Annotated in this window: 22 protein-coding genes and 2 pseudogenes; 15 read left to right on the top strand and 9 right to left on the bottom strand. The window is 64.0% G+C overall.

What is annotated here, in order from left to right:
- Positions 1–127 precede the first annotated feature (127 nt).
- The 6 genes and pseudogenes from DFR29_RS30455 to DFR29_RS06020 all read left to right on the top strand — a co-directional run.
- Positions 128–625, top strand: a pseudogene (locus DFR29_RS30455) (MobA/MobL family protein); the annotation flags it as partial.
- Positions 626–919: 294 nt separating this feature from the next.
- Positions 920–1,585 (top strand): hypothetical protein, encoded by a 666-nt coding sequence (locus DFR29_RS29945; protein ID WP_243745974.1) that lies wholly within the window; start codon positions 920–922, stop codon positions 1,583–1,585.
- 583 nt (positions 1,586–2,168) lie between these two features.
- Complete coding sequence (locus DFR29_RS06005) at positions 2,169–2,609, top strand: hypothetical protein (RefSeq protein ID WP_133817683.1); 441 nt, start codon at positions 2,169–2,171, stop codon at positions 2,607–2,609.
- On the top strand, positions 2,606–4,216 hold the full coding sequence (gene istA / locus DFR29_RS06010; protein WP_133817684.1) for an IS21 family transposase: 1,611 nt from the start codon (positions 2,606–2,608) through the stop codon (positions 4,214–4,216). The genes DFR29_RS06005 and istA overlap by 4 nt, the downstream gene beginning before the upstream one ends.
- On the top strand, positions 4,213–4,947 hold the full coding sequence (locus DFR29_RS06015) for an ATP-binding protein (protein ID WP_133817685.1): 735 nt from the start codon (positions 4,213–4,215) through the stop codon (positions 4,945–4,947). The genes istA and DFR29_RS06015 overlap by 4 nt, the downstream gene beginning before the upstream one ends.
- Positions 4,948–5,070: 123 nt before the next feature.
- Positions 5,071–5,319 (top strand): hypothetical protein, encoded by a 249-nt coding sequence (locus tag DFR29_RS06020; RefSeq protein ID WP_133817686.1) that lies wholly within the window; start codon positions 5,071–5,073, stop codon positions 5,317–5,319.
- 129 nt (positions 5,320–5,448) lie between these two features.
- On the opposite strand, the gene DFR29_RS06025 is transcribed toward DFR29_RS06020, so the two are convergent.
- The 4 genes from DFR29_RS06025 to DFR29_RS06040 form a co-directional block, all read right to left on the bottom strand.
- Positions 5,449–6,264: an abortive infection family protein gene (locus tag DFR29_RS06025; protein ID WP_133817687.1), complete on the bottom strand. Its 816-nt coding sequence runs from the start codon at positions 6,262–6,264 to the stop codon at positions 5,449–5,451.
- Between the two features lie 2 nt (positions 6,265–6,266).
- Positions 6,267–6,749, bottom strand: coding sequence for a hypothetical protein (locus DFR29_RS06030; protein ID WP_133817688.1), 483 nt, complete (start codon positions 6,747–6,749; stop codon positions 6,267–6,269).
- Positions 6,750–6,973: 224 nt separating this feature from the next.
- A complete protein-coding gene (locus DFR29_RS06035; protein ID WP_133817689.1) occupies positions 6,974–7,735 on the bottom strand; it encodes a hypothetical protein in 762 nt (253 codons plus the stop codon).
- Between the two features lie 174 nt (positions 7,736–7,909).
- The gene (locus DFR29_RS06040) at positions 7,910–8,995 is read right to left on the bottom strand and encodes a helix-turn-helix transcriptional regulator (RefSeq protein ID WP_133817690.1); all 1,086 of its coding nucleotides are present in this window, start codon (positions 8,993–8,995) and stop codon (positions 7,910–7,912) included.
- Between the two features lie 109 nt (positions 8,996–9,104).
- On the opposite strand from DFR29_RS06040, the gene DFR29_RS06045 reads away from it, so the two are divergent.
- The 4 genes from DFR29_RS06045 (at position 9,105) to DFR29_RS06060 (ending at position 11,303) form a co-directional block, all read left to right on the top strand.
- On the top strand, positions 9,105–9,425 hold the full coding sequence (locus tag DFR29_RS06045; protein WP_166653907.1) for a BON domain-containing protein: 321 nt from the start codon (positions 9,105–9,107) through the stop codon (positions 9,423–9,425).
- Between the two features lie 15 nt (positions 9,426–9,440).
- Entirely contained in the window at positions 9,441–9,692 is a 252-nt protein-coding gene (locus DFR29_RS06050) for a hypothetical protein (RefSeq protein WP_133817692.1), read from the top strand.
- A 162-nt stretch (positions 9,693–9,854) separates the two neighbouring features.
- Positions 9,855–10,142 (top strand): helix-turn-helix domain-containing protein, encoded by a 288-nt coding sequence (locus tag DFR29_RS06055; protein WP_133817693.1) that lies wholly within the window; start codon positions 9,855–9,857, stop codon positions 10,140–10,142.
- Between the two features lie 171 nt (positions 10,143–10,313).
- Complete coding sequence (locus DFR29_RS06060; protein WP_133817694.1) at positions 10,314–11,303, top strand: hypothetical protein; 990 nt, start codon at positions 10,314–10,316, stop codon at positions 11,301–11,303.
- A 376-nt stretch (positions 11,304–11,679) separates the two neighbouring features.
- On the opposite strand, the gene DFR29_RS06065 is transcribed toward DFR29_RS06060, so the two are convergent.
- Complete coding sequence (locus tag DFR29_RS06065; RefSeq protein WP_133817695.1) at positions 11,680–12,969, bottom strand: hypothetical protein; 1,290 nt, start codon at positions 12,967–12,969, stop codon at positions 11,680–11,682.
- Positions 12,970–13,223: 254 nt separating this feature from the next.
- Here DFR29_RS06065 and DFR29_RS06070 point away from each other — a divergent pair, with 254 nt between their 5' ends.
- A complete protein-coding gene (locus DFR29_RS06070; RefSeq protein ID WP_133817696.1) occupies positions 13,224–13,613 on the top strand; it encodes a DUF6573 family protein in 390 nt (129 codons plus the stop codon).
- Between the two features lie 335 nt (positions 13,614–13,948).
- On the opposite strand, the gene DFR29_RS30460 is transcribed toward DFR29_RS06070, so the two are convergent.
- The 4 genes and pseudogenes from DFR29_RS30460 to DFR29_RS06085 all read right to left on the bottom strand — a co-directional run bounded on the left by DFR29_RS30460 (position 13,949) and on the right by DFR29_RS06085 (position 18,808).
- Positions 13,949–14,197, bottom strand: a complete 249-nt coding sequence (locus tag DFR29_RS30460; RefSeq protein ID WP_425598825.1) for a hypothetical protein — start codon at positions 14,195–14,197, stop codon at positions 13,949–13,951.
- 325 nt (positions 14,198–14,522) lie between these two features.
- Positions 14,523–14,666, bottom strand: a pseudogene (locus DFR29_RS30465) (transposase); the annotation flags it as partial.
- 225 nt (positions 14,667–14,891) lie between these two features.
- A complete protein-coding gene (fusA, locus tag DFR29_RS06080; protein WP_133817698.1) occupies positions 14,892–16,949 on the bottom strand; it encodes an elongation factor G in 2,058 nt (685 codons plus the stop codon).
- 458 nt (positions 16,950–17,407) lie between these two features.
- Positions 17,408–18,808, bottom strand: coding sequence for an RtcB family protein (locus DFR29_RS06085; protein ID WP_133817699.1), 1,401 nt, complete (start codon positions 18,806–18,808; stop codon positions 17,408–17,410).
- A gap of 329 nt (positions 18,809–19,137) precedes the next feature.
- Between DFR29_RS06085 and rimK the strand changes: the two genes are divergently transcribed.
- The 4 genes from rimK (at position 19,138) to DFR29_RS06105 (ending at position 22,983) form a co-directional block, all read left to right on the top strand.
- Positions 19,138–20,034 carry a 30S ribosomal protein S6--L-glutamate ligase gene (gene rimK, locus DFR29_RS06090; protein ID WP_133817700.1) on the top strand — a complete coding sequence of 299 codons (897 nt, stop codon included), beginning with the start codon at positions 19,138–19,140 and terminating at the stop codon, positions 20,032–20,034.
- 217 nt (positions 20,035–20,251) lie between these two features.
- Positions 20,252–20,731 (top strand): hypothetical protein, encoded by a 480-nt coding sequence (locus DFR29_RS06095; protein WP_133817701.1) that lies wholly within the window; start codon positions 20,252–20,254, stop codon positions 20,729–20,731.
- A gap of 114 nt (positions 20,732–20,845) precedes the next feature.
- Positions 20,846–21,244 (top strand): BlaI/MecI/CopY family transcriptional regulator, encoded by a 399-nt coding sequence (locus DFR29_RS06100; protein WP_133817702.1) that lies wholly within the window; start codon positions 20,846–20,848, stop codon positions 21,242–21,244.
- Positions 21,244–22,983 (top strand): M56 family metallopeptidase, encoded by a 1,740-nt coding sequence (locus DFR29_RS06105; protein WP_133817703.1) that lies wholly within the window; start codon positions 21,244–21,246, stop codon positions 22,981–22,983. The genes DFR29_RS06100 and DFR29_RS06105 overlap by 1 nt, the downstream gene beginning before the upstream one ends.
- Positions 22,984–23,133 lie beyond the last annotated feature (150 nt).

Below are 23,133 nucleotides of genomic sequence, written 5' to 3' on the forward strand. Positions count from 1 at the left end.
GCTAGCTGGAGCTGTTGCCAGGCTCCAATCCGTGCTTATCCTGACGTTTCCGAATCGAATCTCTCACCCCATCGCAATCTACCACGCCAGCTTCCGCGTCTTGTCCCGGTCCCAAGGCCACAGCGCCGTGGCCGCAGGGGCCTACCGTGCTGGGGTCCGGCTGGTCGATGAGCGTACCGGATTGGCTCACGACTTCACCCGTAAGAGGGGTGTCCTTGGGGCATCAATGGTGGTGCCGCCGGACGCTCCACCTTGGGCCGCGGACATTGAAGAAGTCTGGAATCGGGCAGAGGCTGCCGAGAACCGGAAGAACGCGCGCGTCGGTCGCGACCTGATCGTTGCCTTGCCCCACGAACTTTCCGAATCCGCCCGGTCTGCACTCGCCGACCGCGTTGCCCAGGACCTTGTTTCCCGATACCGCTGCGCGGTACTCGTCGCGCTCCATGCCCCCGACCCCGGCGGCGACGGTCGAAACTTCCACGCGCATTTGATGCTCGCCACGCGGTGCATCGGACCCGCTGGGTTCGGAGCCAAAATCCGCGTGCTTGATGACCGCACCACCGGCCCACGGGAAGTCGAGGCGGTCCGCCGCCTGGTAGCCGAGCGCACGAACGAAGCGTTGCTGACCGCCGGCTTCGCATTTCGTGTGGACCACCGCACCCTAGCGGTCCAATCGAGCGAGGCAGCGGACCGGGGCGATGCGGACGCTGTGGTACGCCTCACCCGAGAGCCGACCCGGCACCTGGGTCGAGCCGCCACCGCCGCGCTCCGCAGAGGCGGTTCCAGCCCGCGCCAGGCCCACAACCGTTCGGTCCAGCGCGACAACCGGGACGTACGGCGCATGGGGCAAGCGCAGCTCCGCAGCGGTGGAACCGCATCCCCGCATTCCCGTGCCCGGGTACACATCGGAGACTCGTCGTTGGCCGTGCGCGCCACAGGCGCCAGCGCTCGGGTCCTCAATGAGCAGGCCACTCGACTCCAAGAAAGGCTCCGCATCGAGCGCGCCATCGTACGCATGCAGACGGAAGCGCTGGAACAGGAGTCGGCCCAGGTCGATAGGGAATTTGCCAAGCTGCTCGCCGCCTTGAACGCGACGGCGGAGGAGGCCGAACGGCTTCGGCGCTTCCTTGCCGTGGCCGGCGAAGACGCCCGTGTTCGCGCCGTGGTGGACGCCCACGAAGCTTGGGAGCACGCCTGCACCGTTGCGATGGGGCGGCGGGACGCACGGGCCAAAGCGGCCGTCCGCACCGCGGAAGCGCGCCGGTCTTGCCGGGATACGGAAGCACACAAGCCGCCGGTGTGGCGTCCCTTGACGCGGCGGCAGTGGGCGCAAAAACGCCGGGCCGAACGCGCGGCCGTGGCGTCAGCCGAAGCAGCCGAACGGACGGTACTGGCCGAGGGGGTGGGGGGAAGCCGAGTTCGCGCTGCGGAAGGCGAGCTGACGCGCGCCCGGAAGGCCTTCTGGGCTGCGGTTGCCAACTTCGAACAGGCCAACCGGGCGAAGGACGCGGCTCCGCCCGCTTCGTGCCCGTCTGCACATCCGGTTCTTGGGCCGCGGAAACCGAGGCTTCGGGCGCCAAAGTAATCAAAGGCGTCGTCCGGCCGTAGTGTTCACAATGGAAAAACGCGAAAACCGTTCAGGCCATTGATTCTACTCGATACTTTCAGTTCGCCGCCGAACGGATAGCGGGCCGCCGCAACTGTTGCGGTGCAACGCAATGCGCGTAAGTCTTTGAGCGGAATCCAAACTTCGCTGATCAGCGTAACCCATTGAAAGTACGAAACTTGACGAACGCCGGTTGCGCGCTACGGTGGGGCGGAATCCTTGCGAGGTCAGAATGGCCCCACTCATTTCCCCGTCGTTGCACCGCCGCAGCCAACGTCGCAGCCCAGCAGGCGGCGTGGCGCGGCCGTACCAAGGGGCGGGAGGTGCCGCCATGTAGCCGCCCTTCCTCTGTCGATCCAAACACTTACGGCAGGGAAAAACGCAAAAAGCCCGGGCGCTCTGGAAAGCTAACCCGGGCTTTACAACGCTTCGCGATACCAACCGCAAGCCCACTGTAGCGCGTTCCCGCACTGAGTCAACACCGCCCCCACGGGTCGGCGCGGCCCCGTGCGCCCTGCTTTTTCTCCCTTCGTGCCGGCCCGTGCCGGCGGAGAGAACGCGCATGGCTTTGCATCAACGTCTTTACTTCTTGGTTAAAACCCTCCTCACGCCCCCGGTGCCACCGGACATTGTCGTCGCCCAACGCTGCAACGTCGTCCGGCCCACCGTGCTTCGCTACCGGCTACTGCTGGCTGGAAAGGGGTGGCGCTGGTCCGACGTGTCGGATTGCACCGCCGCTGAGTTGGACCGCCTCTTGAACGGTCGTCCCGGGGTCGCTCCGGCTGAAATCGAGGCCCTCGACGCCTACGCCGAATCCCTCGGCAACGGCACGCCCGTCGGCTTGCTGTGGGAGGACTACCGCCGCGCCCAGCCGCGTGCCCTGAGCCGGTCGCAGTTCACGCGCCGGCTGCGCTCCCACCGCTGCCGGCACGCGGCACCGGTCCTGCCCCGGCGGCATGGGCCTCCGCCGACTTCGAGCGATACCCAGGGAGACGCAGAATGAAAAACAAACTGATGGACATGATCCGCTATTTCGGTGGGCGCCTTTCGTTCCGCAACATCGGCGCGATGTTGGCTATGTCGAAGACCACGGTTTCCACGTACTTCAAGAAATGGGAGGAAAAAGGGCTTCCAAAAGGAAAGTCTTCGCTGGACGAATGCACGCCGTCGGAACTTTACGTGCACTTAAACGGAAAGGAGCGGGAGAGCGGCAAAATTGTGCCGGATTTTTCCAACGTCGAAAGAAGATTGGCCGAGCACGGAACAACGCGCGCTCGCCTTTGGGCCGAATACCGCGACGGCCTCGAAGACCCGGCGAAAGGTTTGGGATACGCACAATACACGCGGCGGTTGGCCAAAGAAGCCACGGCGCGCGGATTGGTCCTGCGGCGGACGCACGAGCCCGGATATGTGGCTTTTGTGGACTACTCGGGAAAGAGGCCGTCCTACTGCGACAAGGCGACCGGCGAGGCCGTGCCGGTTGAACTCTTCGTCGGCGTGCTGGGTGCGTCGGGCTACACTTTCGCGTGTTGCACCGCCAGCCAAGCCGTCCCCGACTGGTTGGACGCACACACGCAAATGCTCGCTTTCTTCGGTGGGGCGCCGGCGACCGTATCGCCCGACAACCTCAAGAGTGCCATCGCGGACGCTGGCAAAGACCCCACGGTGCAGGAGCACTACTTGGCCTGGGGGCGCAAAAACACGACGGCCATCGTGCCTGCACGACCTGGCAGACCGCGAGATAAGGGACTTGTGGAAAACGCGGTCTTGAACGTGCAGCGATGGGTCTTGCCCGAACTTCGGAAGCGGAAGTTCTACAGCTTGGAGGCCTTGAACGAAGTCATGGCCAAGTTGATGGAGGGCTACAACGCGCGACCATTCCAGAAGCGCGAGGGCAGCCGTCGTTCGGAGTTCGAACGCCTCGACCGCGCGGCTCTGCAGCCGTTGCCCCGAGAGCCCTACGTCTACGGCAAATGGGTGGCCAAACAGACCGTGCCCGCGGATTACCATTTGCCGGTTTATGGGCACTACTACAGCGTCCCCCACGCGTATGTAGGGTGGAAGGCGGAGGCCAAGGTTGTGCCTGCAGGCGTCGAGATATACGTGGACGGCCAATGCGTCGCAAAGCACGCCCGCGGCGTGCGCAAGGGCGGCACCACGACCGACGTGGCCCATCAGCCGGACGCACATCGGGCACAAGGCGAGCGGTCGCCGAAGCACTTGCTGGACTGGGCCAGGAAGATTGGTCCGTCGATGCTGGCCGTCGTGGAGCATCAGTTTGCCGGCAAGGTACGGCTGCAGGGTCTGCCCGCGGCCTGGGCGCTGCGGGACTTGGAGCGGGGGTCCAATCCAGCGGAACTGGAAGCCGCCGCCTCCCGTGCGGTAAAGCGCAAACTGCTGAACTACACGGCGGTCAAGCGCTGCCTGTCGGAGCCCATGGCTGACCCGTTCTTGGAGGACGACCGCACCTCCGGTGCACTCAGGCATCGACCGCGAAGGCGGAAAAAGACGGCGTCCGCGGCTGTTGCCCCCGCCTCGTCCAGGGTCAATCCGCCGTTGCGTGGGACGGGGTCCAAGGGGCTGCGCAAAGGGCCAGGGAGGTCTGCATGAGCGCTTTGACGTGGGTGGACGGCCTGCGTGGTTTGAAGATGCGAGCGATGGCGGAGCGCTTCGCGCGGCAGGAGGGCTCCGGCGATGCACGGGCGTTCGTCGAACGCCTTGCCGAGGGCGTGGTGGCCGAGGCCGAAGCACGGGCGCAGCGGGCGATGGAGCGCCGCTGCGTGCAAGCGCGGGTGCCGAGTGCCGTCGGCCCCGAGGACGTGCGCTACGCACCGGGAAGGGGTTTCTTGAAGCGCGAACTTCAGGAGTTCCTTGATGTGCGCTGGGTGCGCGAGCACGAGCATTTGGTGCTCACGGGGGCGAGTGGCCGCGGCAAGACGTTCCTGGCCTCTGTGCTTGCCAACTTGGTATTGCGAGCAGGGCTGACGGTACGCTTCTACGACGTGCCCGACCTGCTGGGCGAGTGGGCGGCATACGACGCAAACGGGGAACTTCCGCGCTTTCGCCGGCTGCTGGCTCGCACGGACCTGCTCGTGCTGGACGACTGGGGCCACCGAGACGAACCACTGGACCGGAAGGACGTGGGGGTGCTGCGGAGAGTGGTCCTACCGGCTCTGGAGAAACGCTCCGTTCTGGTCGTGGCCAAGAGCCCGCCGGAGGCGTGGTCGGACTGGCTCGGTGGGGGCGACACAGCCGAAGAACTGTGCGACTGGTTCTCGCGTGTGCCCCACCGGCTGGACTTCAAGGGGCCGTCAATGCGGGAGCGAAAGCAAAGGAAGTGAGGAAGGTCGTCTGCTGAAAAAGGCCCGCCAAAAGGCGGGCCTTTTTTGCTTAGGACAGTTGACAGGGATTGTTCGGAGGTTCCGAGCCGCCTACCGTGGGGTCTCCTAGAGCCCGGAGGCAACATGAGCATCCTCAGCGAGCAGCAAATATTGAGAAAAGTGGCTGACGGAACGCGATTCTTTAAAGAACCATCGGAAGTAGCCGAACGCGAGGCGTGGTTGGCGGTTATGCGGCACCTGAACGAGGAGGGACATTTTGAAGAGTACGTTGAGGACAAAGAGAGCCATTCCGGCAGTCGCCGCGTGTTCCGAATAACAGTGGGTGTCCTGACGCGTTATGGAGCGACACGGCTGCAAGAGTTGGGAGGCTGACCGCGGCGGCTGGGCGGCCCGCCGATGTGCTCTCTGGCTCGACGCGACCGCTCTGTGGGCGACGCGGGGCCGCAGCAAAACCCGGCTTGATTCGCCTTCATCGACCGCCGTGGCTAACTGCCTTGCGAGTCAGAACGGTATGTCATCGTCGTCGAAGGGGTCGGGCATCTTGGGCTTTTGAGCCTCCTTAATCCGCTGCTCCATCGCGCGCAGAAACCGAATCGATGCTGCAACGTGGTTGAAAATGAGGAGGCTTTCGTCGTAGTTCAACGTTGGGTTGTCGTGAGCCAGACTTTGATTGTTTCGGACGTCGTTGAACGCCTCCAACACGGAAATGCTGGACTTCAATATCCGCGCCGTCATTTCGGATTTCAAATGCCCGGCGTCCCGCAGACTCCGCACGTACTCCCCAAACAGCGAATGCAGCGGCTTGTCCCGTGAGGTCGTGATGCCGTGGCCTTCGCTCAACTCCCGTGTGAATCGAACGACGAACGTGTGCAGTCGGTCGAGAGCCGCCTCCGGGCGGTTGCCTTCGATTGCCTGCCGCAATTGCTCCGCCAAGAGTTCGAAGTCGGCGCTGCCCAGCACCTCCAGCGCTTCGACCTCCGCGGGCGGCGTGGTCTGCTTGAGACGAGCGGTGATGGCCCGGCATCCTTCCAGCAGTACGGAATCAGGAGCCCTCTCTGTTCGTTCGCTGGCGTAGGTCAACAGGCCATCAATAAGTTTGGCGACGAGATGGTTGTGTTCTACCTTCCAGAACGTGCGAAGGAGATTGGCTTTCGAGCCGCTGTGGTCGCCCTGGTAGCGTTTGTCGTAGATGTTCCGTCGGACGCTGTCCTGAACGAACTCTTCGAAGGTCTTGTTGCTGAAATCCAAGACGTAGCCGCCCCCCATGCCGAGGAGGGTTTCGAGCCTACGTTTTTCAGAATGAGATAAATCCGCCATGGTCAGTAGCGATAGGGCTGTTCGAAGGATTCTCTCAGGGCTTGATGAGAGGCCAAGCAGCAGTCAAGAACGGTCAGTGCCGAACGCACCAAGATTTCATCCCGACCTTTGGGCGAATGTGGCGTGTGCTTGCCCCCATGGAACAGGTTGTTGCGGACCCGTTGAGCGCCTTCCAGCGCCTGAGCTATTCGGCTTCCAGCGCGAAGGGGACGAGGCTCCCATGCTTTCGGGCCGGTTTGTACGCGCGGCGGCTCCGCCAAGAGTTCATCGATGGCATGCGACTCGGCGCTGCCAGCCGCCGGCTCACGGAACCATTGAGTGGATTCATCACGAAATCCCTCCCAATTCGGACCTGCAATGCCGTGGCGATTCTGGCGGCAGTATCCGATGTCTTTCAGCGCGAACTCGAATCGGGAGAAAACCAAAAAGAACTCGACAATCAGTTCCGGTGGTATATCCAGTCCATCGAAAAGGTCTGCGCGCACAGAAGTTCACCATCGGCCACGGTCCAGCCTAGTCTAGCTGGAGATTCGACTGGCCACTCTTGATTAAACCGGGTGGCCAAAGACAGTACATTCCGCAGTTGCCGACGTGCGTGGCATTGGCCAGCGAGTTTAACCGGCCAGGCCGGAGCATTGCGCCGGCGATGGCCGCCGCCTTTTTTGAGAACGCCGACGCTCGGGTCGACAGAGGCATTCGATGAGGCCCGCTACTTGACCACTTCAAGAAGCAACTGTCCGAATCCGCCGAGTACCTCTTTTGTGTCTTTTGCATCAGCGCCAAACTTGATAACTTTCATTGCGGCATCGAACACGCGGCGAAACCAGGGCGATTTGGAATTTTCCTGCACAACTTTCAAGTGGACCAATAACCGGCCCATGATTTCACCCAAGGCATCGTCTACGCCGGAAGCGCCACGAATTTGATACTCCGACAGGGCTCGCCTTAACGCCTCAACCATGTCTAGTAGCAACGCCTTGAAGTCCGCCTCCAGGTCGGTCGCGCTCGCAATCTCTTTACGAAGCGCGTCGATGCTCTGGATGAGGCCATCAAGGTCGGACTGTGTCATCACATTGTCTGGAGAAGCCGTGTCGTCCAGCCAGTGCATTGCATATTCCAAGTGGATTCGTCGGTCGGAAGAGAAACCTCGATAGAGGTCTTCCCATGCGTGCCCGGCGGCGGTCTTGTTAAGGCCATCTTGGAACGCAGGCACCCAACCTAAGTGGCGTGCCTTTACGGCCTCGGAAAATCCCATTTCCTGGATTTTGTTCTTTGCTCTCTGCATCATGAACTCAATCGCACGAAGGCAGCGGAAGACTTGGCAATCGCCTGGAGATAGGCGAAAAGTCATCGCCCATCCGCCAATAATGTTTCGATTGGGAACTGAGCTAGGGTCAGGGAGTCGGTCCCAGACATTGGTCATTAGCCACCGAGCAGGATTCTTGATATTGGCACTCTTCTGCTCAGCCATACTTTGTCCTCAATGATTCGCCCGTAGCCTTAGCGTGGCCCAACTGGGCGAACATTGTCGAGCGTCGTGGCTACTTCCTAGTTGGATGGCTAGCCGGACCGCTGTTGTGTGTCTTTTCCAAATGCGGCCACCGGGTCTCGTCAGCCCGGCCGCCTCTCCCGCGCTCGGAGTGCTTCATTCGGCCGGGCCGAGCACCGCCCTCAGACTTTTCACTAGAGCGACCAAGCCGCCTTGGTGCCGCACGCCCGTCTTTCCAAAAACGACCTTGAGCCGAGTCCGTGCTGCGCCAGGGGCGATTCCCATCTGGCCTGCCGCTCGCGGCAAGTCGTCGCCATCGGCCAGCCGCACCGCCAGTTCTGCCTCCCGTGGGGTCAGCCCATACACGGCGGCTAAGGCTTGCCGCAGTGCCCGCGGGCGCGTTGCCTCCACAGGCTCCACAAAAACCACCGTTCGCGCGCTCCCCAACGCACCGTGCCCGGGAAGGCGGTGGGCGGCCGCGTGCCCCGCCACGCTTCCGTCCCGCCGGCGCAACGCCGTCGTTGCCCCGGTCGATGCGAACAGAGCGCCGCTGTCTGGATGTGCGGCAACAAGGTGTCCGCCCCGCAGCCGCACCAAGTCGCCTTGGCTGAGCAGCAAATCCGCGGCGGCGTTCCGGCGGGTGCACCGACCCCGCTCGTCGAAGAAAAACGCGGCGGTGCCCAGCGCGTCCAGCGCCCGAGTGGCGTCCGACCCGTAGCTCTCGTCCGGGACGAGTCGGTTTCTGAGGTTGCAGGCGTTGACCCAGTGCGGCGCCACGCGACGAAGCCACGCGCGTTCCTGCGCGTCGTAGGGGCCTGCGTGGGCCGACCGCAACAGCGTCAGGCTGACGACGCGCTCCTGCGAACGGAACCCAATCAAACCGCCGCCGTGGTCCACCCTCATGGGGCGCAGAAAATCGGCCCAGAATTCGGTTCGGCGGAGCGACGATAGGGGCAGGAAGTCGTCGGGCACCACGACCGAGCCCGGCGGCGGGCCTTTGGACTCATCGACCGGGCGCCAGGGGTTCCTGATGGCGTGTTCCTGCTCGAAGGCTACCGCCATTGCGTGGCCCTGACCGAAGTACGCGGGCAGGGTTTGCTTCCGCGAGGCGACGTCCACCTGCAGCACGGCGCCCGCTGGGCTGCGGGTCGCTTCGCACACGCCAGCGAGGAACGCATTCGCCCAGTCGGTCTCCGTGAGGTTTTCGAACAGGGCGCCGACCAAACGGTTATCAGCGTCCATGTGCGGCTCCCAAGATGTGCGCCATTCCCATTTGGGAATGCCCTGCGCGCGCCGACATGCGGAGGATTCCCCGTGCGTCGCTCAAGGCGCCCCACGGAGTCCACCTGTCATGCCGACCCTCAATCTCCCGCGCTGGTTGCTCGCGCTCTTCCTCGCGCTGACCGTGTTTCCGGCCGCCGCCGCCGGCCCTGCCGACTTGGCGGACAACCCGGAAGCCGACGCGCTGACGGAAGCCCTTGTGCGCCGCCGCCTGGCTGCCGACGACCTGGTCAATTTCCATCGCATCGAGGTTCAGGTCAGCGATGGTGTGGTGTCGCTGAGAGGCACTGCGCGGACGCGGCAGACCCGGGACGCGGTCCTCCGCGAAGTCGGAAAAGTCTCCGGTGTCGTTTCGGTGCTGGACAAGATTGAAGTCGAACCCACGCCGTAAGGACCGCCCAACCCGATGTACTTCACCGTTCAGCGTCTCGTTTCCTTGGTCGCCGAGGCCGCCGCCCCGCACCGCCCGGGCTTCGACCCCTCCGAACGCCTGCGCACCGAACTTCGCCGCGTCCTGGCCGCCCTTCCCCCCGAGGCCCTTCCTCCCGACCTCAGCGCGGCCCTCATGAGTGGCGAAGCCGTGGGGCCTGCGGCGGCCGATTGGCTGCCGCGGGTCCGACGTTGGCTGGCCGACGAGTGCGCCCGGACGGCGCTGTAAGCCTGCTGCGTCGTCTCCAGCCATCTCCATCGGCATCCCTCCACCTAGACCGATTGCACCCGCGCGCCATGACTGCATATTATCCGCAATATGGATATTTATTCGAGTTTTCGATGAAGGTGCGCACGCACTACCGTGGCCGACCCTTGGTTGGTGCCGGACATGCGTCGCGCCTCGATCCACACCCCGGAGCACGCGCTGCTGGTCGCGCTGCTCCGCGATCGCCGTTTGGAAGCCGGCCTGACGCAGCAGGAGGCGGCGGCGCGCCTGGGTCGCCCGCAGTCCTATGTGTCGTCCATCGAGACCGGCGACCGGGGCTTGGACCTGTTTCAAGTGCGCGAACTGGCTGCCCTTTACGGCAGCGATTTCCTGGCCTTTGCGGCCGACCTCGAACAGCGGCTGGCGAGCAAGCCCGTGCGTCCGCTCAAGCGGCGCAAGCCCGGGGCCTGACCCGCGCCGTCGCCCCGACGACGGCCACTCTCGGCTGTCGGTGCAGCCTCCCCGCGAGGGCACGAACCACCACTACCACCCGTTCGTAGGGTCGGCGCGCCGCGCCGGTCCGGAGCGCAACACGGTTGCGCTATAGTCAAGCTCAGGGGAAATTGTTCACAGGAGTGAAAGATGAAAAAGTTCGTGGCTGCCGTGCTGTGCATGGCCGCGTGGGGTGCCATCGGTGAGGCCAGGGCGGCCGTCCCCGCGGTGGCGTGCAACAACTGCTCGGCGGCGCAGGAGGAACAGCTGGCCCTGTCCACGCCGGGACTCGGCCTGCGCTTCGTGTACGACCTTGCCGGGAATTCGATCCGCAAGTTCAAGGTGTATCTGGACGTCCCCAACAACTTCGTGCTGGACGCGATTCCCGTTGAGCCGCAGCCGACCGAAGGCGCGCGCGTGCAGACGCCCTCCGGGGTCGCGGTACGCACGCTGTGGGAGATGACCGTGGATTCGGACGTCGCGAGCATTTTCAGCGAAATGCGCGCCATCCACCTCATCGATCCCAACGCGTTTTCCAAGACGCACCGGGTGGACATCAGCCGGCTCGGGCTGACCCACGGCGCCATCGCACCGCGTTCGTTCAGCCCGCAGGCCATCGGCTGGGAATACCCCAGCGGCGAAGGCTTTGAGTTCCTGGAGCGCGTCAACGAGCTGCTGTCGGGGCGGAACAGTTCCGCCGCCGTCAGTGGGACGCTCTCCCGCATGATCCACGGCGTACTGTCCCCGGCCACCGGCGCTTACATCGAAGGCGGTACCGGCGGCGTTACCGGAGGCATCCAGTTCGGCAGCATCGGTTCCTCCATCACCGTGGATTTCTGCAACAACGACGGCGACTGCGCGCGGGTGAAAATCACCATAACCCCCAACGGAATCCAGTCGGATTACCTCGGCGCCCGCGATTCGCTCAACGTGCAGTATCCGACCATGAGCGAACGGCCCATCCGGCGCGAATGGGGCCGCAACGGGTTCCAGGAAGCCCGCGACATGGCGGCGTTCGTGGCCAACCGCACCGGCAGCAACTACTCCATCGACGGCGGAGGTCCCATCTGCCGCCGCGTGGTGCTCGCATGCTCCGACGCGGGCGCGCAGATGCTGTGTACGGTGTACTGCCAGCAATAGGGTAGAGCGGTGCGCTCGAAGCGCTGCCAGCACAATAAGACGGGGCCGAAAGGCCCCTTCTTGCTTTTGGGACGTCCCGTTGATTGCGGACGAACCTTGCCGGCCAGCCCAGCAATACTGGCATTGGCTGGGTCGGTTCTCTGCGGCTGGCTGTCAGGGCGGAGAAGCGCGCCAGCCATATCGCAAACCGTCCCCAAACGTGGCTCTCGGCGCTCGAAGTGGGCGGGCGCGGGCGGGACCTGCTTCACGTTCGGGAACTGGCCGCGGTGTACGGAGTGGGCTTTCCGAGCTTTGCCCGACGCCTTGAGGGGCGCCTGAAAGAGCAGCCGTACCGGCCGCCGCGGCGGCGGCGGGTGGACGCCGGGAGCAGTAAGACCTAAATCCCCGGAACTTTCCGAGCGAAAAACGGTTGCCCTACGCGGACATTCAAACCGTTTGTTTGGTCCGAGGAGCCTTCAGGGTCGCTCAGGCCGAATCGAAGTCGTAAAAAGCGCCCCGTTTCACGCCCCGCATCGAAAACACGCATGAACGCTTCTCGAAAACTGTTTTCGTCCCTCAAGTACTTGGTGTAGGCATTCAATTCTGGGTAGTCCAGAACGATGCATGGGCCGTTGATGGTGCTGGAAAGTGAAAGAAGAATGGACGTGTATTCGTCGTAGGAATCCAGAAACAGTTCCTTGACGACCACGAGTCCGGCAATCGGGCGGCCATTGAGTTCGATTTGAACGGTGGCGCCCCCCACCTTCATGACCAACGTCGGACTGCTCCTGATGTACTGAGCAGCGCGTTTGACTTGCCGGGCAGCGTCGCTCACTGCGCTCATGACCTTGCGTCTTTTTTTGTCCAGAGGTGCCATAAGTCCCTTGGCTGTATTCGGGCTGTCCTTAGCCTGCAAAATCAGAACTACCTGGCTCGTTATAACCAGTACATCAGCAATTTCTCTGTCGTTGTTTGGGCGCTTTGGATTGATGTAGATGGTGTTGGCGGGGAATATTCGCTGGAGCAGTTGTGCTATATCGACTTCATGAGCCGGGCCTGGTTCTTCTCGGACCAAGGCCCACTCACTCCATCCTTTGCTTCCATGGAAAGCGTGTAAGTCGGGGCGCATGTCCGCCATAAATAAATCCTCTGGCATAAGGGATTCACCGAACTCCACGTCTATCGCGGCCGCTTCGCTGGCTGTGTCCCTCAGGCCAAAAATGCGCCCGGCCTCGTCCAAAACTGCTCGGGCATTGAAATTTGTTTCGGGAAGCAACTCTGAGTGAAGCAGTAATTGCCGAGTTGCCACCGGAACGTTCAGACGTGCCTTGAAGGCTGCATGTTCTCGGTCATGTTCATCGAAAAAGTGGACATTGATTTCATCCGTTAAGAGGCGCATCAGCAGCAGGCTCGTGAGCCAACCCCGGAGTAAGGGGGTGCGTATTGCCAACGGCTCTTCCTCGTCGTCAAAGAAGGCAGACACTAAGAACGCGGTGTCCGTATCTGCAACGTGGATGGGCAAAACGTAAACCTTGAATCCGCGCTTCAGCACAGCAGCAAGGATGTATTCCTTGGGCACCTTCACGACTAGGACCGAATCCGGCTCCCCGGGAGAGGGCAGGGGAATCAACCCGCCAGGAAACTGCGAGATGAAGGACAGGGTTTCTGGTCGGAGCACGCTCAGCATCGTCTTCTCCCTGGAACCGAGTTGATGGTATTCCTGCAGTGAAGGTACTGCTGCTTTTCCGCTCCGCTCGGCTTCCCCGGTCAAGTGCAGCAGGCCGGCCCGTGTCGTCGGTCGTGCCTCCCTCCAGCCCGCGCCTGCCGGCCTGCTGTCCGCTGCGCTCCCCACTGGACCGCGCCTCACTGCGGGCAGCGGGGTCTCCGTCCCCAGACACCGGGACCGTTGTCCGGAACCGGACCAACAACGACGGAGGCACCATGTTTGAGGAAGGCGATGTTATCCACACCTACAGTCGAGCGGACGCGTTGAAAGACGGGGTCCTTGTGGATGCCAGTGCGATGACGGGGGAGGCGGGCTTCAAGGTGCCGGTGGCCCTCACGGCCCGAGTCTGGGCGACGTGCGTTGGCTGGGGCTCTGCCGAGAAAGTGCCGCAGGACGAGGATGGTCGTCTCTGGGATGTGCTTTGGATGGCTTCGGTCGCTGCTCGGGCCGCTGCCCGGCGTGGCCAAACGGGACGCGTGGCGTTCCAGGTTTACGTCGTGCCGCGGGGCGGTCGCCGCCCTCGACTCACCACGTTAGCCCTCGTTCTGGGACCAGGCGACCAGGGCGAATGCGTCGCGACCGTTCTGATGCCAGACGAAGACTGAAGGGTAGGGCGTCACGGCCTGACCGTGGCGCCCTTTCATATCCAGCAGGCTATAGTGCATCCCGCGTTCTGGTGGTTCTAGGTATCGTTTTGGGTATCGTTTTTTCGAGGTCGCTGGCTGAGATAGTGCAGGTTTTTCAGCTGGTTAGATCGCGACAATCGGATCTCCCATCGCCCGCTCCACAAACTGTACGACGTGGCTTTTTTTCCGTGCAGGTTCAGTGAGTTATCGAAGGATCAATGCCTGGGATTTTCCTCAGCCGAGGTATCCTTTTTAGGTATCCTTCGTGCCGACACCGTTGCTGTTGCGCCGCCCTGGCGGCCTGTATGTCCGGTTCAAGCTTCCTGCGGATGTGAGGGCGCAGGTAGGCACAACCTTTCTCGTTCGAAGCCTACGTGGCCAGACCGGTGATGAAGAGCATGCGGACGCTGGTCGCCGCGTTCTACGCCATCCACCGTCTTCCAGCGCTGCAGCGTACGCACATCGATACCCGCCAGCGCGCACGCCGGAGCCAGGCGCGCCCCGCTGTCCTGTGCCACGCCAATGTCCTTGGCCATCCGCTGGCGATCTTCCTTCGCGATCATTCGTCCGCGTCCTTGTGGAAGATCGCCGGGAGTTTTTTGACAGCACCAGCAACGCCGCTGTCTCGGCCAGCGCCTTGTCCTTACGCCGCAGCTCGCGCTCCAGTTCCTTGATCTGCCGGCGCTCCGCCGCCGTCGTCGATTCGTTGGCTGCTCGATGACCTGGCACTTCCAGCGCTCCCGTCGCGGCTTCTCGCCACTCGACCAGCTCACTCGGGAAAATCCCTTGCCGTCGACACCACCCCGCCTTGTCTTCCTCGCTCATTCCTGCCGTCGCAAGAATCGCTTCAAAGCGCGCCACCGCGGTCCAGCCTCCGCTCTTCTGGCCCTTCGCCAAGGCCTCGCTACGCCAGCGCCCCAGCGTCTCTGCCGAAACACCAGCCTCCCGCGATACCACACTCACCTCCGCACTCTCCGGCGGCAGCAAGCGCGCCACCATCCGATCTTTAAACGCTTGTCTATATCGAGCCACGTTCTACTTTCCTTCGCCCCTGCCTGCTGAGTTTATCGGGGCGACAACTATTCTGACGCCGGGGGATGCCGCGGCAGGGCGAGACGGGCGAACAGTCGGGCGGCGGCGTGCCGGCAAGGACTGGGGCGTTGCAGCGGCGTTACATGGCCGCGCAGACATTCATGGAAAATTCCATTCCCTTGAATGGACAAAAAGGAGGGGCCATCGCGGCCCCTCCGTCGTACTTCATGCGGCCAGTGTTGCTGCTGCCGGCAGGCGTGCCGGTTCGTAGCGGTCGAAACTCATGCTGGCGCTGGCGCGTCCCTGGGTCAGCGAACGCAGCGTCGTGGTATAGCCCGACAGCTGCGCCAGCGGAACACGCGCCGCGATGTCGCTGCGGCTGCCCTGTTCGACGATGCCGCTGACGCGACCGCCGCGCCGTTGCAGGTCGCCGATTACGTCGCCGACATTTGCCAGCGGCGTATCCACCTGCAGCTGCATCACCGGTTCCAGCAAGGTGGTGCCGGCCAGGGCCAGCGCCGTCTTGATCGCTTCGGCCGCGGCGCGTTGGAATGCGACATCGGACGAATCCACCGCGTGCATCTGCCCATCGCGCAGGGTCACGTCAAGGCCGATCACCGGATAGCCGCGCGGGCCTTCCGCCAGGGCTGCACGGACACCTTTTTCCGTCGCCGCGACGAAGTTCTTCGCGATGACGCCGCCGCTGCTGCGGTCGACAAACACAATCTCTCCGTCGCTGCGCGGCGCGACGTCGATGACGATACGGGCGTATTGGCCCGAACCGCCGTTCTGTTTGTCCAGCTTGCCTTCGATACCTTGCACGGCACGGGCAGGAGTTTCCTGGTACGCGACGCGTGGCGTACCCGTCTTGACCTCCACCTTCCAGTCCTGGCGCAGACGTTCGACCATCACCTCCAGATGCAGCTCGCCCATGCCCCAGACCAGGGTTTCGCCGCTGTCCGCATCGGTACCGACGCGGAACGACGGATCTTCCTGGGCCAGGCTGGCCAAGCCTTGTCCCAGCCGCAGGAGATCGGCCGGCCTGGCGGCGTTCAGGCGCCAGGACAGCACTGCCGGCTGCGCCTGGATGCTGGCCAGTTGCAGATGCTGGCCCGGTGCACTCAGGCTTTCGCCACTGACCGCATCTTTCCAGCCCAGCACGGCGACGATCTCGCCGGCACAAGCCTGCTCAACGTCATCGCCGCGATCGGCCTGTACTACCACCAGGCGGCCGACACGCACGCTGCGTTCGCGCCGCGACGCCCATACCGTGTCGCCGACTTTCAGGCGGCCCGAATAGAGCCGCACAAAGGTCAGTGGACCGTGTTCCTGGTGCGCGATCTTGAACACCAGCCCGGCCAGCGGGCCTTCCGGATCGGGCGGCAGCAGCACTTCGCCGTGTTCGCCTTGCGCGCAGACCGCAGCGCGATCCAGCGGCGACGGCAGAAAGTCGACGATGGCATCGAGCAGGCATTCCATGCCCTTGGTCTTGAACGCCGACCCAGCCAGCACCGGCACGCCGTTGCCGCTCAGCGTGATGCGACGCAAGGCCGCCTTGAGTTCGGCGGCATCGACGCGACGGCCTTCGAGATAGGCCGTTGCCATCGTGTCGTCGCCATCGGCGACGGCTTCGACCAGGCGCTGGCGCTGCGGCGAATACTCGGTCGCTTCCGCCGCGGTCCAGGGCGTGCGCGTGGCATCGCCTGACTCGTCCCACAGCACCGTGGTTTCGCCGACCAGGTCGATCCAGCCGCGCAACAGGTTTTCTGCGCCCAGCGGCAGGCCCAGCGGCAACGGCGTCGCGTCGAGCTTTTCGCGCATTTGCTGCAGTACGTTGTCGAACGCCGCGCCGGTGCGGTCCATCTTGTTGACGAAGGCGATCAGCGGCACGCCGTGACGGCGCGCCTGGCGCCACACTGCTTCGGATTGCGGCTGCACGCCGGCAACGGCGCAGAACACGGCGACGGCGCCGTCGAGCACGCGCAGCGAACGTTCGACTTCGATGGCGAAGTCGACGTGTCCGGGCGTATCGATCAGGGTCAGCCGATGCGCTTGGCCGCCCTGCGGCGTCCATTGCGCCTGTACTGCGGCCGCGCCGATGGTGATGCCGCGCGCGCGCTCGATCGCACCGAAGTCGGTGGTGGCGGCGCCGTCATGGACTTCGCCCATGCGGTGGATGGTGCCGGTCTTCCACAACAGGCGTTCGGTCAGTGTGGTCTTGCCGGCGTCGATATGCGCAATGATGCCGAGGTTGCGCCAGCGTGCGAGGGTTTTGGTAGTCATGATTATTTCCACTTGTTGCCAACGTCGGAGGCCGCGCGCTCCGGTTGGCAACAGGGCGCGCGGCTAGGTTTGCGACTCGGGCGCGGCGGTATTCACGACACGTTCTCCTTGGCTTCGATGGGTTGGCGGGAAATTCAGGCGAAAAAAAAGCACCCGGGCGGGTGCTTCTGTGCGGTGTTAGGAACGCGAGGATCGTCAGGATCCGCGCTCGACCAGTACCGGCGACAGGCGCACCATGCCCGCGCTTGCGCGCAGGAGCAGAGGCAATATCAGCAATGGCGTGCGCTGGTTGGTCATGGCGGTCGGTCGAAAAGGTGGCGAAGTCTGGCGGTGTGGATGCAGCCAGTCAATGGCTGCATCAGATGGGCGTGGCTGCGGCAAATACAAGAGCGATGGACACGCCAACAAAACGAATCCGGGGCGAACGTTCCTGCCCCGGATTCGATGGTCTCGGATCACTACGCTTTGAACGTCAGCCATGGGCGCAGTTGCACCGCCGCACGCAGCAGGCCGGCTTGCTCCTGGCTGTGCAGCACAGGGCCTATCGGTTTGTAAGCGGAAGGATCTTCCTGCAGGCGGCGTTCTTCGCGCAGTGTGATGCAGCGCCACGTTGGACTACTTGCGCCGTCCTGGCGGACCTGGCGGCGCACGACCTGTCGCCGCAGCGCGCGGCCGGCGCCGTGGCTGCACGACCACAGCCAGTCGGGGTTGCCCAGTCCGGCGACCAGGTACGAGGCATCGCCCATCGAGCCCGGCAGCAAGGCCCAGTCGCCGGCATGCGCCGGCGTCGTGCCTTTGCGGTGCAGATGCAGGCCTTGCTCCGCTGCGACGAAGTTGTGCGGTACGTCGACCACGAGGCGGGAGGCATCTGCACCGACGCAGGATTCCAGTGCTTCCCGCACCCATTCGGCGATCACTACACGGTTGAGCCAGGCATAACGTGCAGCGGTGCCCATTGCCGCCAGGCACTGCTGCGCCGCTGCGCCACGCAAGGCATACAGACCGCTGGGCGGGTGCTTGTGGCCCTGCTGCCAGGCTGATCTGGCCTGGTCCATCCAGCGCTGGCCGACATGGAAACCGACGCCGCGCGACCCGCTATGGATCATTACTGCCACTTCGCCCAGGCGCAGTCCGGCGGCATGAGCGATGTTGCGGTCGTGGATCGCTTCGACGATCTGGAATTCGACGAAGTGATTGCCCGAGCCGACCGTGCCCAGGTCGGCAGCGCGCACGCGTTCGCGCGTACCGACCAGGTGCTCGGGAGCGTAGGCGGGGTCGGCGACGAGACCGTCCAGGCCTACGCAGCCGGCAACTTCGCGCAACAGCCGCGCGCGGTCGGCCGCTGCCCAGACTCCCTCGGCGGCCAGCTCGTCCAGGCAGGCCCGTGGCCCCTGCGCGAACAAGGCACGGAATGCCTGCGAAGGCACCGGTACGTCGGTTTCGCCGACCAGCAGGCGCCGCGTCAGGTGGCGGATCCAGCGCGGTTCGTGCGCGGCCAGCGCATCCTGGCGCAGGCCGGTGGTAATCAGGCGCATGCCGCAGTAGATGTCGGTGCCGATGGCGGCGGGAATGACGACGTCGGCGTCGGTGGCGACGATGCTGCCGACTGGAGCCAGGCTGCCGGGATGAAAGTCGGGCGTGGCGCAGGCGCAGCGTACCGGCTGTGGCCGGTCCGGCCAGCCGACGCCGGCAAAGTCGAGCAACTGGGAAACCGCCTTGGCTTCAAGCGGCAGATCGTGGGGAAGGAGAATGCGTGCTTCGCTGTGGCCGCGGCGAACCTGATAGACCGCGCCGTGTTGTTCGAGCGCAATGCCGTGCCGGGCGAAAGCCCGTTGCAGACGAGTAGGGGAAGAAGACATGTGGAACCTGCTGATAGGCACAGACAAACGCACCCCGGAAATTCGGAGTGGGTCAGGGCAATCAGCAGCCGCAAGGGCGACCACATGGAATCACGCGGGATTGGCCGGCGTCAATCGGCGCACTGGTCGCAACGCGTGGCAGCGGGGATAGCCCGCGCAACGGCGTTCTTGTTATCGTGCGGCTTGTCTCGCATTGCCCGGTCGTCGCCGTAGCCCGGTGCCGATTGCAACATTGCCCGCCGATACTCGGCGCCAGGCGTGTCGGCTCCCGCTATCCCCTGAGTTACCGACGCTGTTCCGCGGGCGAGTCGGCGCTCGAAAGCCATTGTATGAATATTGCGATTTTGTCGCGTAATTCCAAATTGTACTCGACCCGGCGCCTGATCGAGGCAGGCCGCGCCCGCGGCCATCGCGTGCGTGTGCTGGATCCCCTGCGCTGTTACATGCGCATTTCGCCAGGCGAATTCAGCATTCACTACAAAGGCAAGCAGGTGGCCGACTATGCGGCGGTGATTCCGCGCATCGGTGCGTCCATCACCTTCTACGGTACGGCGGTGTTGCGCCAGTTCGAGATGATGGGCGTATATACCCCGAACAGTTCCGATGCGGTGCTGCGCGCGCGCGACAAGTTGCGCTGCCTGCAGCTGCTGGCGCGGCAGGAGGTCGGCCTGCCCGATACGGTGTTCGGCGACAACCCCGACGACACTGCCGACCTTCTGGCTCTGCTGGGCGAACCGCCGCATGTGATCAAGCTCAACGAGGGATCGCAAGGCCAGGGCGTGCTGCTGGCGGAGAAGCGCTCTTCCTCGCAAAGCGTGATCGAGGCGTTTCGCGGCCTGTATGCGAATTTCCTCGTGCAGGAATTCATCCGCGAAGCCAAGGGCGCGGATATCCGTTGTTTCGTGGTCGGTGGCAAGGTGGTCGCGGCGATGCGGCGCCAGGCGCGTGCCGGCGAATTCCGTTCCAATCTGCATCGGGGCGGCACGGCGAGCGAAGTGGAATTGTCCGTGCGCGAACAGGAAATTGCCCTGCTGGCCGCGCGGACCATGCAGCTGAATGTCGCCGGCGTCGACCTGCTGCGTTCCAAGCGCGGTCCGCTCGTGCTGGAAGTCAATTCGTCGCCAGGTCTGGAAGGCATCGAGGCGGCCACTTCGGTCGACGTGGCTGGCGCCATCATCGACTACGTCTGCAGCAGCGCGCTCAAGCGAAAACGCCGCGGTATATAGATAGCCGCGCAAGCCCAGTCGCTGTGCGCGAGACATGTGCCATTCGTCCTGCCTGTCAATGAAGCTTCGTTCATTCGTCAAGTAATGTCATCGTACGAAGATTGTCGTTGACAAGCCGTCGGAGGCTTGCCTAGCATCGTCCGGCCGCTGTCCCAGGCCTTGCCGCAGACGGTGCGCAGGGGGCACACGTTTCCAGGGTTCCGACGGAGTGAGCGCAGTGAAAGGTATCGCCAAAGTGTTCGTGGTCGCGTTGGGTTTTGCACTGTCCTTCGCCGCGGTAGCAGCAGAAAAGCTGGACCCTGCCCTGCAGGCCACCACCAAAGAAAAGTTCGATGACCAGGCCGCGGCGATACGCTCGCAGATGAAGGCCGGCGGTCGCTGGGAGTTTGTCGATGCCGGCGAGCGCGACACGGTCGAAAAGCGCCTTGACGAAATCACTGCCCTGATGGCCAGCAGCAGCGAAGTAGGCGAGCTGCCCGGCGGCGACAAGGCCAAGCTGCTGGAAGCTCAGGAAGAGGTCAACGCCATCCTGACCAAGAAGGACGGCCGCCGGCTGATCTGCCAGAACGTTGCGCCGACCGGTTCCAACCGCAAGCAGAAGACCTGCACCACCTTTGCCGAGCGCGAACGCGAGCGGCGCGAATCGCAAAACTACCTGCGTAACGAAGTTCGCCAGGGCGGCCTTAGAACCAATTGACGGGAGAAGGGGGCGCCGCCGTCTGGTGTTGCGGCGGCGGCCCCGGATCTTGCGCTTGCGGCCGGGCAGGGGCTGGGGCATGCTGTACGAAGTCATTCGTTGAGTGGGGCTGCCGTGACTACACGTCGTGTTTCTGAATTGCCCAAGCCGACCGAGGCCGAACTCGCCATTCTTGGCGTCCTCTGGGAACGCGGTAGCGGTACGGTCCGCGATGTGCACGAAGAGCTCTACGCACATGACGGCGGCGGCTATACCACTGCACTGAAACTGATGCAGGTCATGCATGCCAAGGGTCTGGTCGAACGCGACGATTCCCAGCGCGCCCATGTGTTCCGGGCCGTCGTCAGCAAGGAACGCACCCAGAAGCGCTTCCTTTCCGACATGGTCAACCGGGTCTTCGACGGTTCCGCCTCGCAGCTGGTGCTGCATGCCCTGGGCAGCCAGAGCGCGTCGCGGGAAGAGCTCAAGGAAATCCGTCAGCTGATCAATCGGCTGGACCGGGAGTCGAAATAATGGACGCCGCCTTCGGGGGAATGGCGTCCGCCATGCAGTTGCTCGGCCTGGTATTACTGCATTTTCTCTGGCAGGGCGCGGCTATCGGTGCCGTGTTCGGCCTGCTGCGGCGCCAGCTCGGCGCCGGCGGCCCACGCTATACGCTGGGCATGATCTGTTTCTTCGCCTTGGCCGCAGCGCCCGTCGTGACGGCACTGTGGCTCAGTGCCGACGGTGCTGTGGCAACGGCTGCGATCGCCCATGCCGCCGTCAGTACGGACGCAGGTACGGTCTATGCGATTCCGGGTGGTGCGCTGGGCGAGTGGATGGACTACCTGCCCTGGCTGGTTGCCTTCTGGGCGGCGGGTGTGGCACTGCTCAGCCTGCGCGCACTGATGCATTGGCGCGGTCTTAACCGCCTGATCCGCGGTGGCGTGGCCATGCCGGACTGGAGCGGCCGCCTGCGCCAGCTCTGCGCACGCTTCGGCCTGGGCAAGGTCGGCCTGCTGTATTCCAGCGATGTGGAAACGCCGACCCTGGTCGGCTGGATACGTCCGGTCATTCTTTTGCCTGCCGCCGTCGCGCTGGGTTTCCCGGCCGCGCAGATCGAGCTGATTCTCGCGCACGAGCTTGGCCACCTGCGTCGCTGGGACCATCTAGTCAACCTGTTCCAGGTCGTTGTCGAAACCGTTCTGTTCTACCACCCGGTCGTGCATTGGATTTCGCGCGACCTGCGCGACCAGCGTGAAATCTGCTGCGACTCGCTGGTGCTGGGACTGGGCCAGGCCAATCCGCGCGACTACGTCGCCACCCTGGCCGATCTGGAGCAATTGCGCCTGGAAGGCCCGGCGTCGCTGGCGTTGTCGGCCACGGGCGGCGTGCTGCTCGAGCGCGTACAGCATATTGCCAAGGTGCCGACGACGCGGCTGGATCTGCGCGCGCCGGTGCGCCTGCTGCCGCTGCTGGTCGTCGGTGCCGCCGTCATGGTGCTGGGCTACGCACAGCGGGCGACCTGGGAAAACAGCTCCATGCTTACTTTGCTGGCGCCGCAACAGATCCGCGAGTTGCTGCAGCGCGAGCCGGTGCAGATCCGCCTGGCCGCGCCGGCTGTCGGCGATCTGGCGGTAGACCGCCGTTCGCTGCGCCTGCCGCGTCTGCCCGTGCTGACGGAGGCTGCGCCCGAGGCTGGTCCGCTGCCGGCCGTGAGCCTGCTGCAACCCGCTGTGACGCCTGTCGCGCCGGAAACCAAACCTGTCGCAACGGTCGAGCCCGCTGCGGTCGCGCCCGCGCCGCTCGCCAGTATTCCTGCCGTTGCGCCGGCCGCACCGCCGACCGAAGCCACGCCTGGTCCGCTGGAATCGGCAACGCTGCGCGAGCCGATGACGGCCCACGCGGTACAGCCGGGCTATCCGGAGCGCGCCTTGCTGCGTGGCGTCAGCGGCAACGTGCGGCTGTCCTATGTGCTGGATGAAGACGGCCGCGTGCGCGACGTCAAGGTGGAGCAGTCGACCCCGGCAACAATCTTCGACACGGCAGCCGTGACTGCACTGCGCAAGTGGCGCTTCGTGCCCGGCAGCTTCGAGGCCGGCACTCGCCGCTACTCGCGCCAGTTCGTGTTCGCCCTCAACGGCGGTGTGGCGCAGCTGCCGGAAGAGAGCGTGGACCCGAACGACTGTCGCCTGGTTACCGGTACGCGCATCTGCCGCCGCGCCAGCGAGACGGTGCCGGTGGAGCTGCAAACCACCGCCGCGCTGGATTGAGTCGCAATACGCAAGCGCATTCAGATCTTAACGTCAGAATCAAGGCGGCTTAACGGCGATTTAAGCCGTCTCTTCCTAACATCACTGCCACTGTAATCCTGCGAACACTCCTGGTCAGGTCGTGACTAGCAGACTACGGTAATCGGGGCA

Origin of the sequence: Tahibacter aquaticus (assembly GCF_004363655.1) — a bacterium.
GTDB classification, from domain to species: domain Bacteria; phylum Pseudomonadota; class Gammaproteobacteria; order Xanthomonadales; family Rhodanobacteraceae; genus Tahibacter; species Tahibacter aquaticus.

What these genes read in the sequence shown, in the direction of transcription:
- DFR29_RS06085 (WP_133817699.1), bottom strand. Translation starts at nt 18,808, where the DNA reads ATGTCTTCTTCCCCTACTCGTCTGCAACGGGCTTTCGCCCGGCACGGC.
- DFR29_RS06040 (WP_133817690.1), bottom strand. Translation starts at nt 8,995, where the DNA reads ATGGACGCTGATAACCGTTTGGTCGGCGCCCTGTTCGAAAACCTCACG.
- DFR29_RS06050 (WP_133817692.1), top strand. Translation starts at nt 9,441, where the DNA reads ATGTACTTCACCGTTCAGCGTCTCGTTTCCTTGGTCGCCGAGGCCGCC.
- DFR29_RS06060 (WP_133817694.1), top strand. Translation starts at nt 10,314, where the DNA reads ATGAAAAAGTTCGTGGCTGCCGTGCTGTGCATGGCCGCGTGGGGTGCC.
- DFR29_RS30460 (WP_425598825.1), bottom strand. Translation starts at nt 14,197, where the DNA reads ATGATCGCGAAGGAAGATCGCCAGCGGATGGCCAAGGACATTGGCGTG.
- DFR29_RS06035 (WP_133817689.1), bottom strand. Translation starts at nt 7,735, where the DNA reads ATGGCTGAGCAGAAGAGTGCCAATATCAAGAATCCTGCTCGGTGGCTA.
- rimK (WP_133817700.1), top strand. Translation starts at nt 19,138, where the DNA reads ATGAATATTGCGATTTTGTCGCGTAATTCCAAATTGTACTCGACCCGG.
- DFR29_RS06065 (WP_133817695.1), bottom strand. Translation starts at nt 12,969, where the DNA reads ATGCTGAGCGTGCTCCGACCAGAAACCCTGTCCTTCATCTCGCAGTTT.
- DFR29_RS06015 (WP_133817685.1), top strand. Translation starts at nt 4,213, where the DNA reads ATGAGCGCTTTGACGTGGGTGGACGGCCTGCGTGGTTTGAAGATGCGA.
- fusA (WP_133817698.1), bottom strand. Translation starts at nt 16,949, where the DNA reads ATGACTACCAAAACCCTCGCACGCTGGCGCAACCTCGGCATCATTGCG.
- DFR29_RS06055 (WP_133817693.1), top strand. Translation starts at nt 9,855, where the DNA reads ATGCGTCGCGCCTCGATCCACACCCCGGAGCACGCGCTGCTGGTCGCG.
- DFR29_RS06070 (WP_133817696.1), top strand. Translation starts at nt 13,224, where the DNA reads ATGTTTGAGGAAGGCGATGTTATCCACACCTACAGTCGAGCGGACGCG.
- DFR29_RS06005 (WP_133817683.1), top strand. Translation starts at nt 2,169, where the DNA reads ATGGCTTTGCATCAACGTCTTTACTTCTTGGTTAAAACCCTCCTCACG.
- DFR29_RS06020 (WP_133817686.1), top strand. Translation starts at nt 5,071, where the DNA reads ATGAGCATCCTCAGCGAGCAGCAAATATTGAGAAAAGTGGCTGACGGA.
- DFR29_RS06045 (WP_166653907.1), top strand. Translation starts at nt 9,105, where the DNA reads ATGCCGACCCTCAATCTCCCGCGCTGGTTGCTCGCGCTCTTCCTCGCG.
- DFR29_RS06025 (WP_133817687.1), bottom strand. Translation starts at nt 6,264, where the DNA reads ATGGCGGATTTATCTCATTCTGAAAAACGTAGGCTCGAAACCCTCCTC.
- DFR29_RS06105 (WP_133817703.1), top strand. Translation starts at nt 21,244, where the DNA reads ATGGACGCCGCCTTCGGGGGAATGGCGTCCGCCATGCAGTTGCTCGGC.
- istA (WP_133817684.1), top strand. Translation starts at nt 2,606, where the DNA reads ATGAAAAACAAACTGATGGACATGATCCGCTATTTCGGTGGGCGCCTT.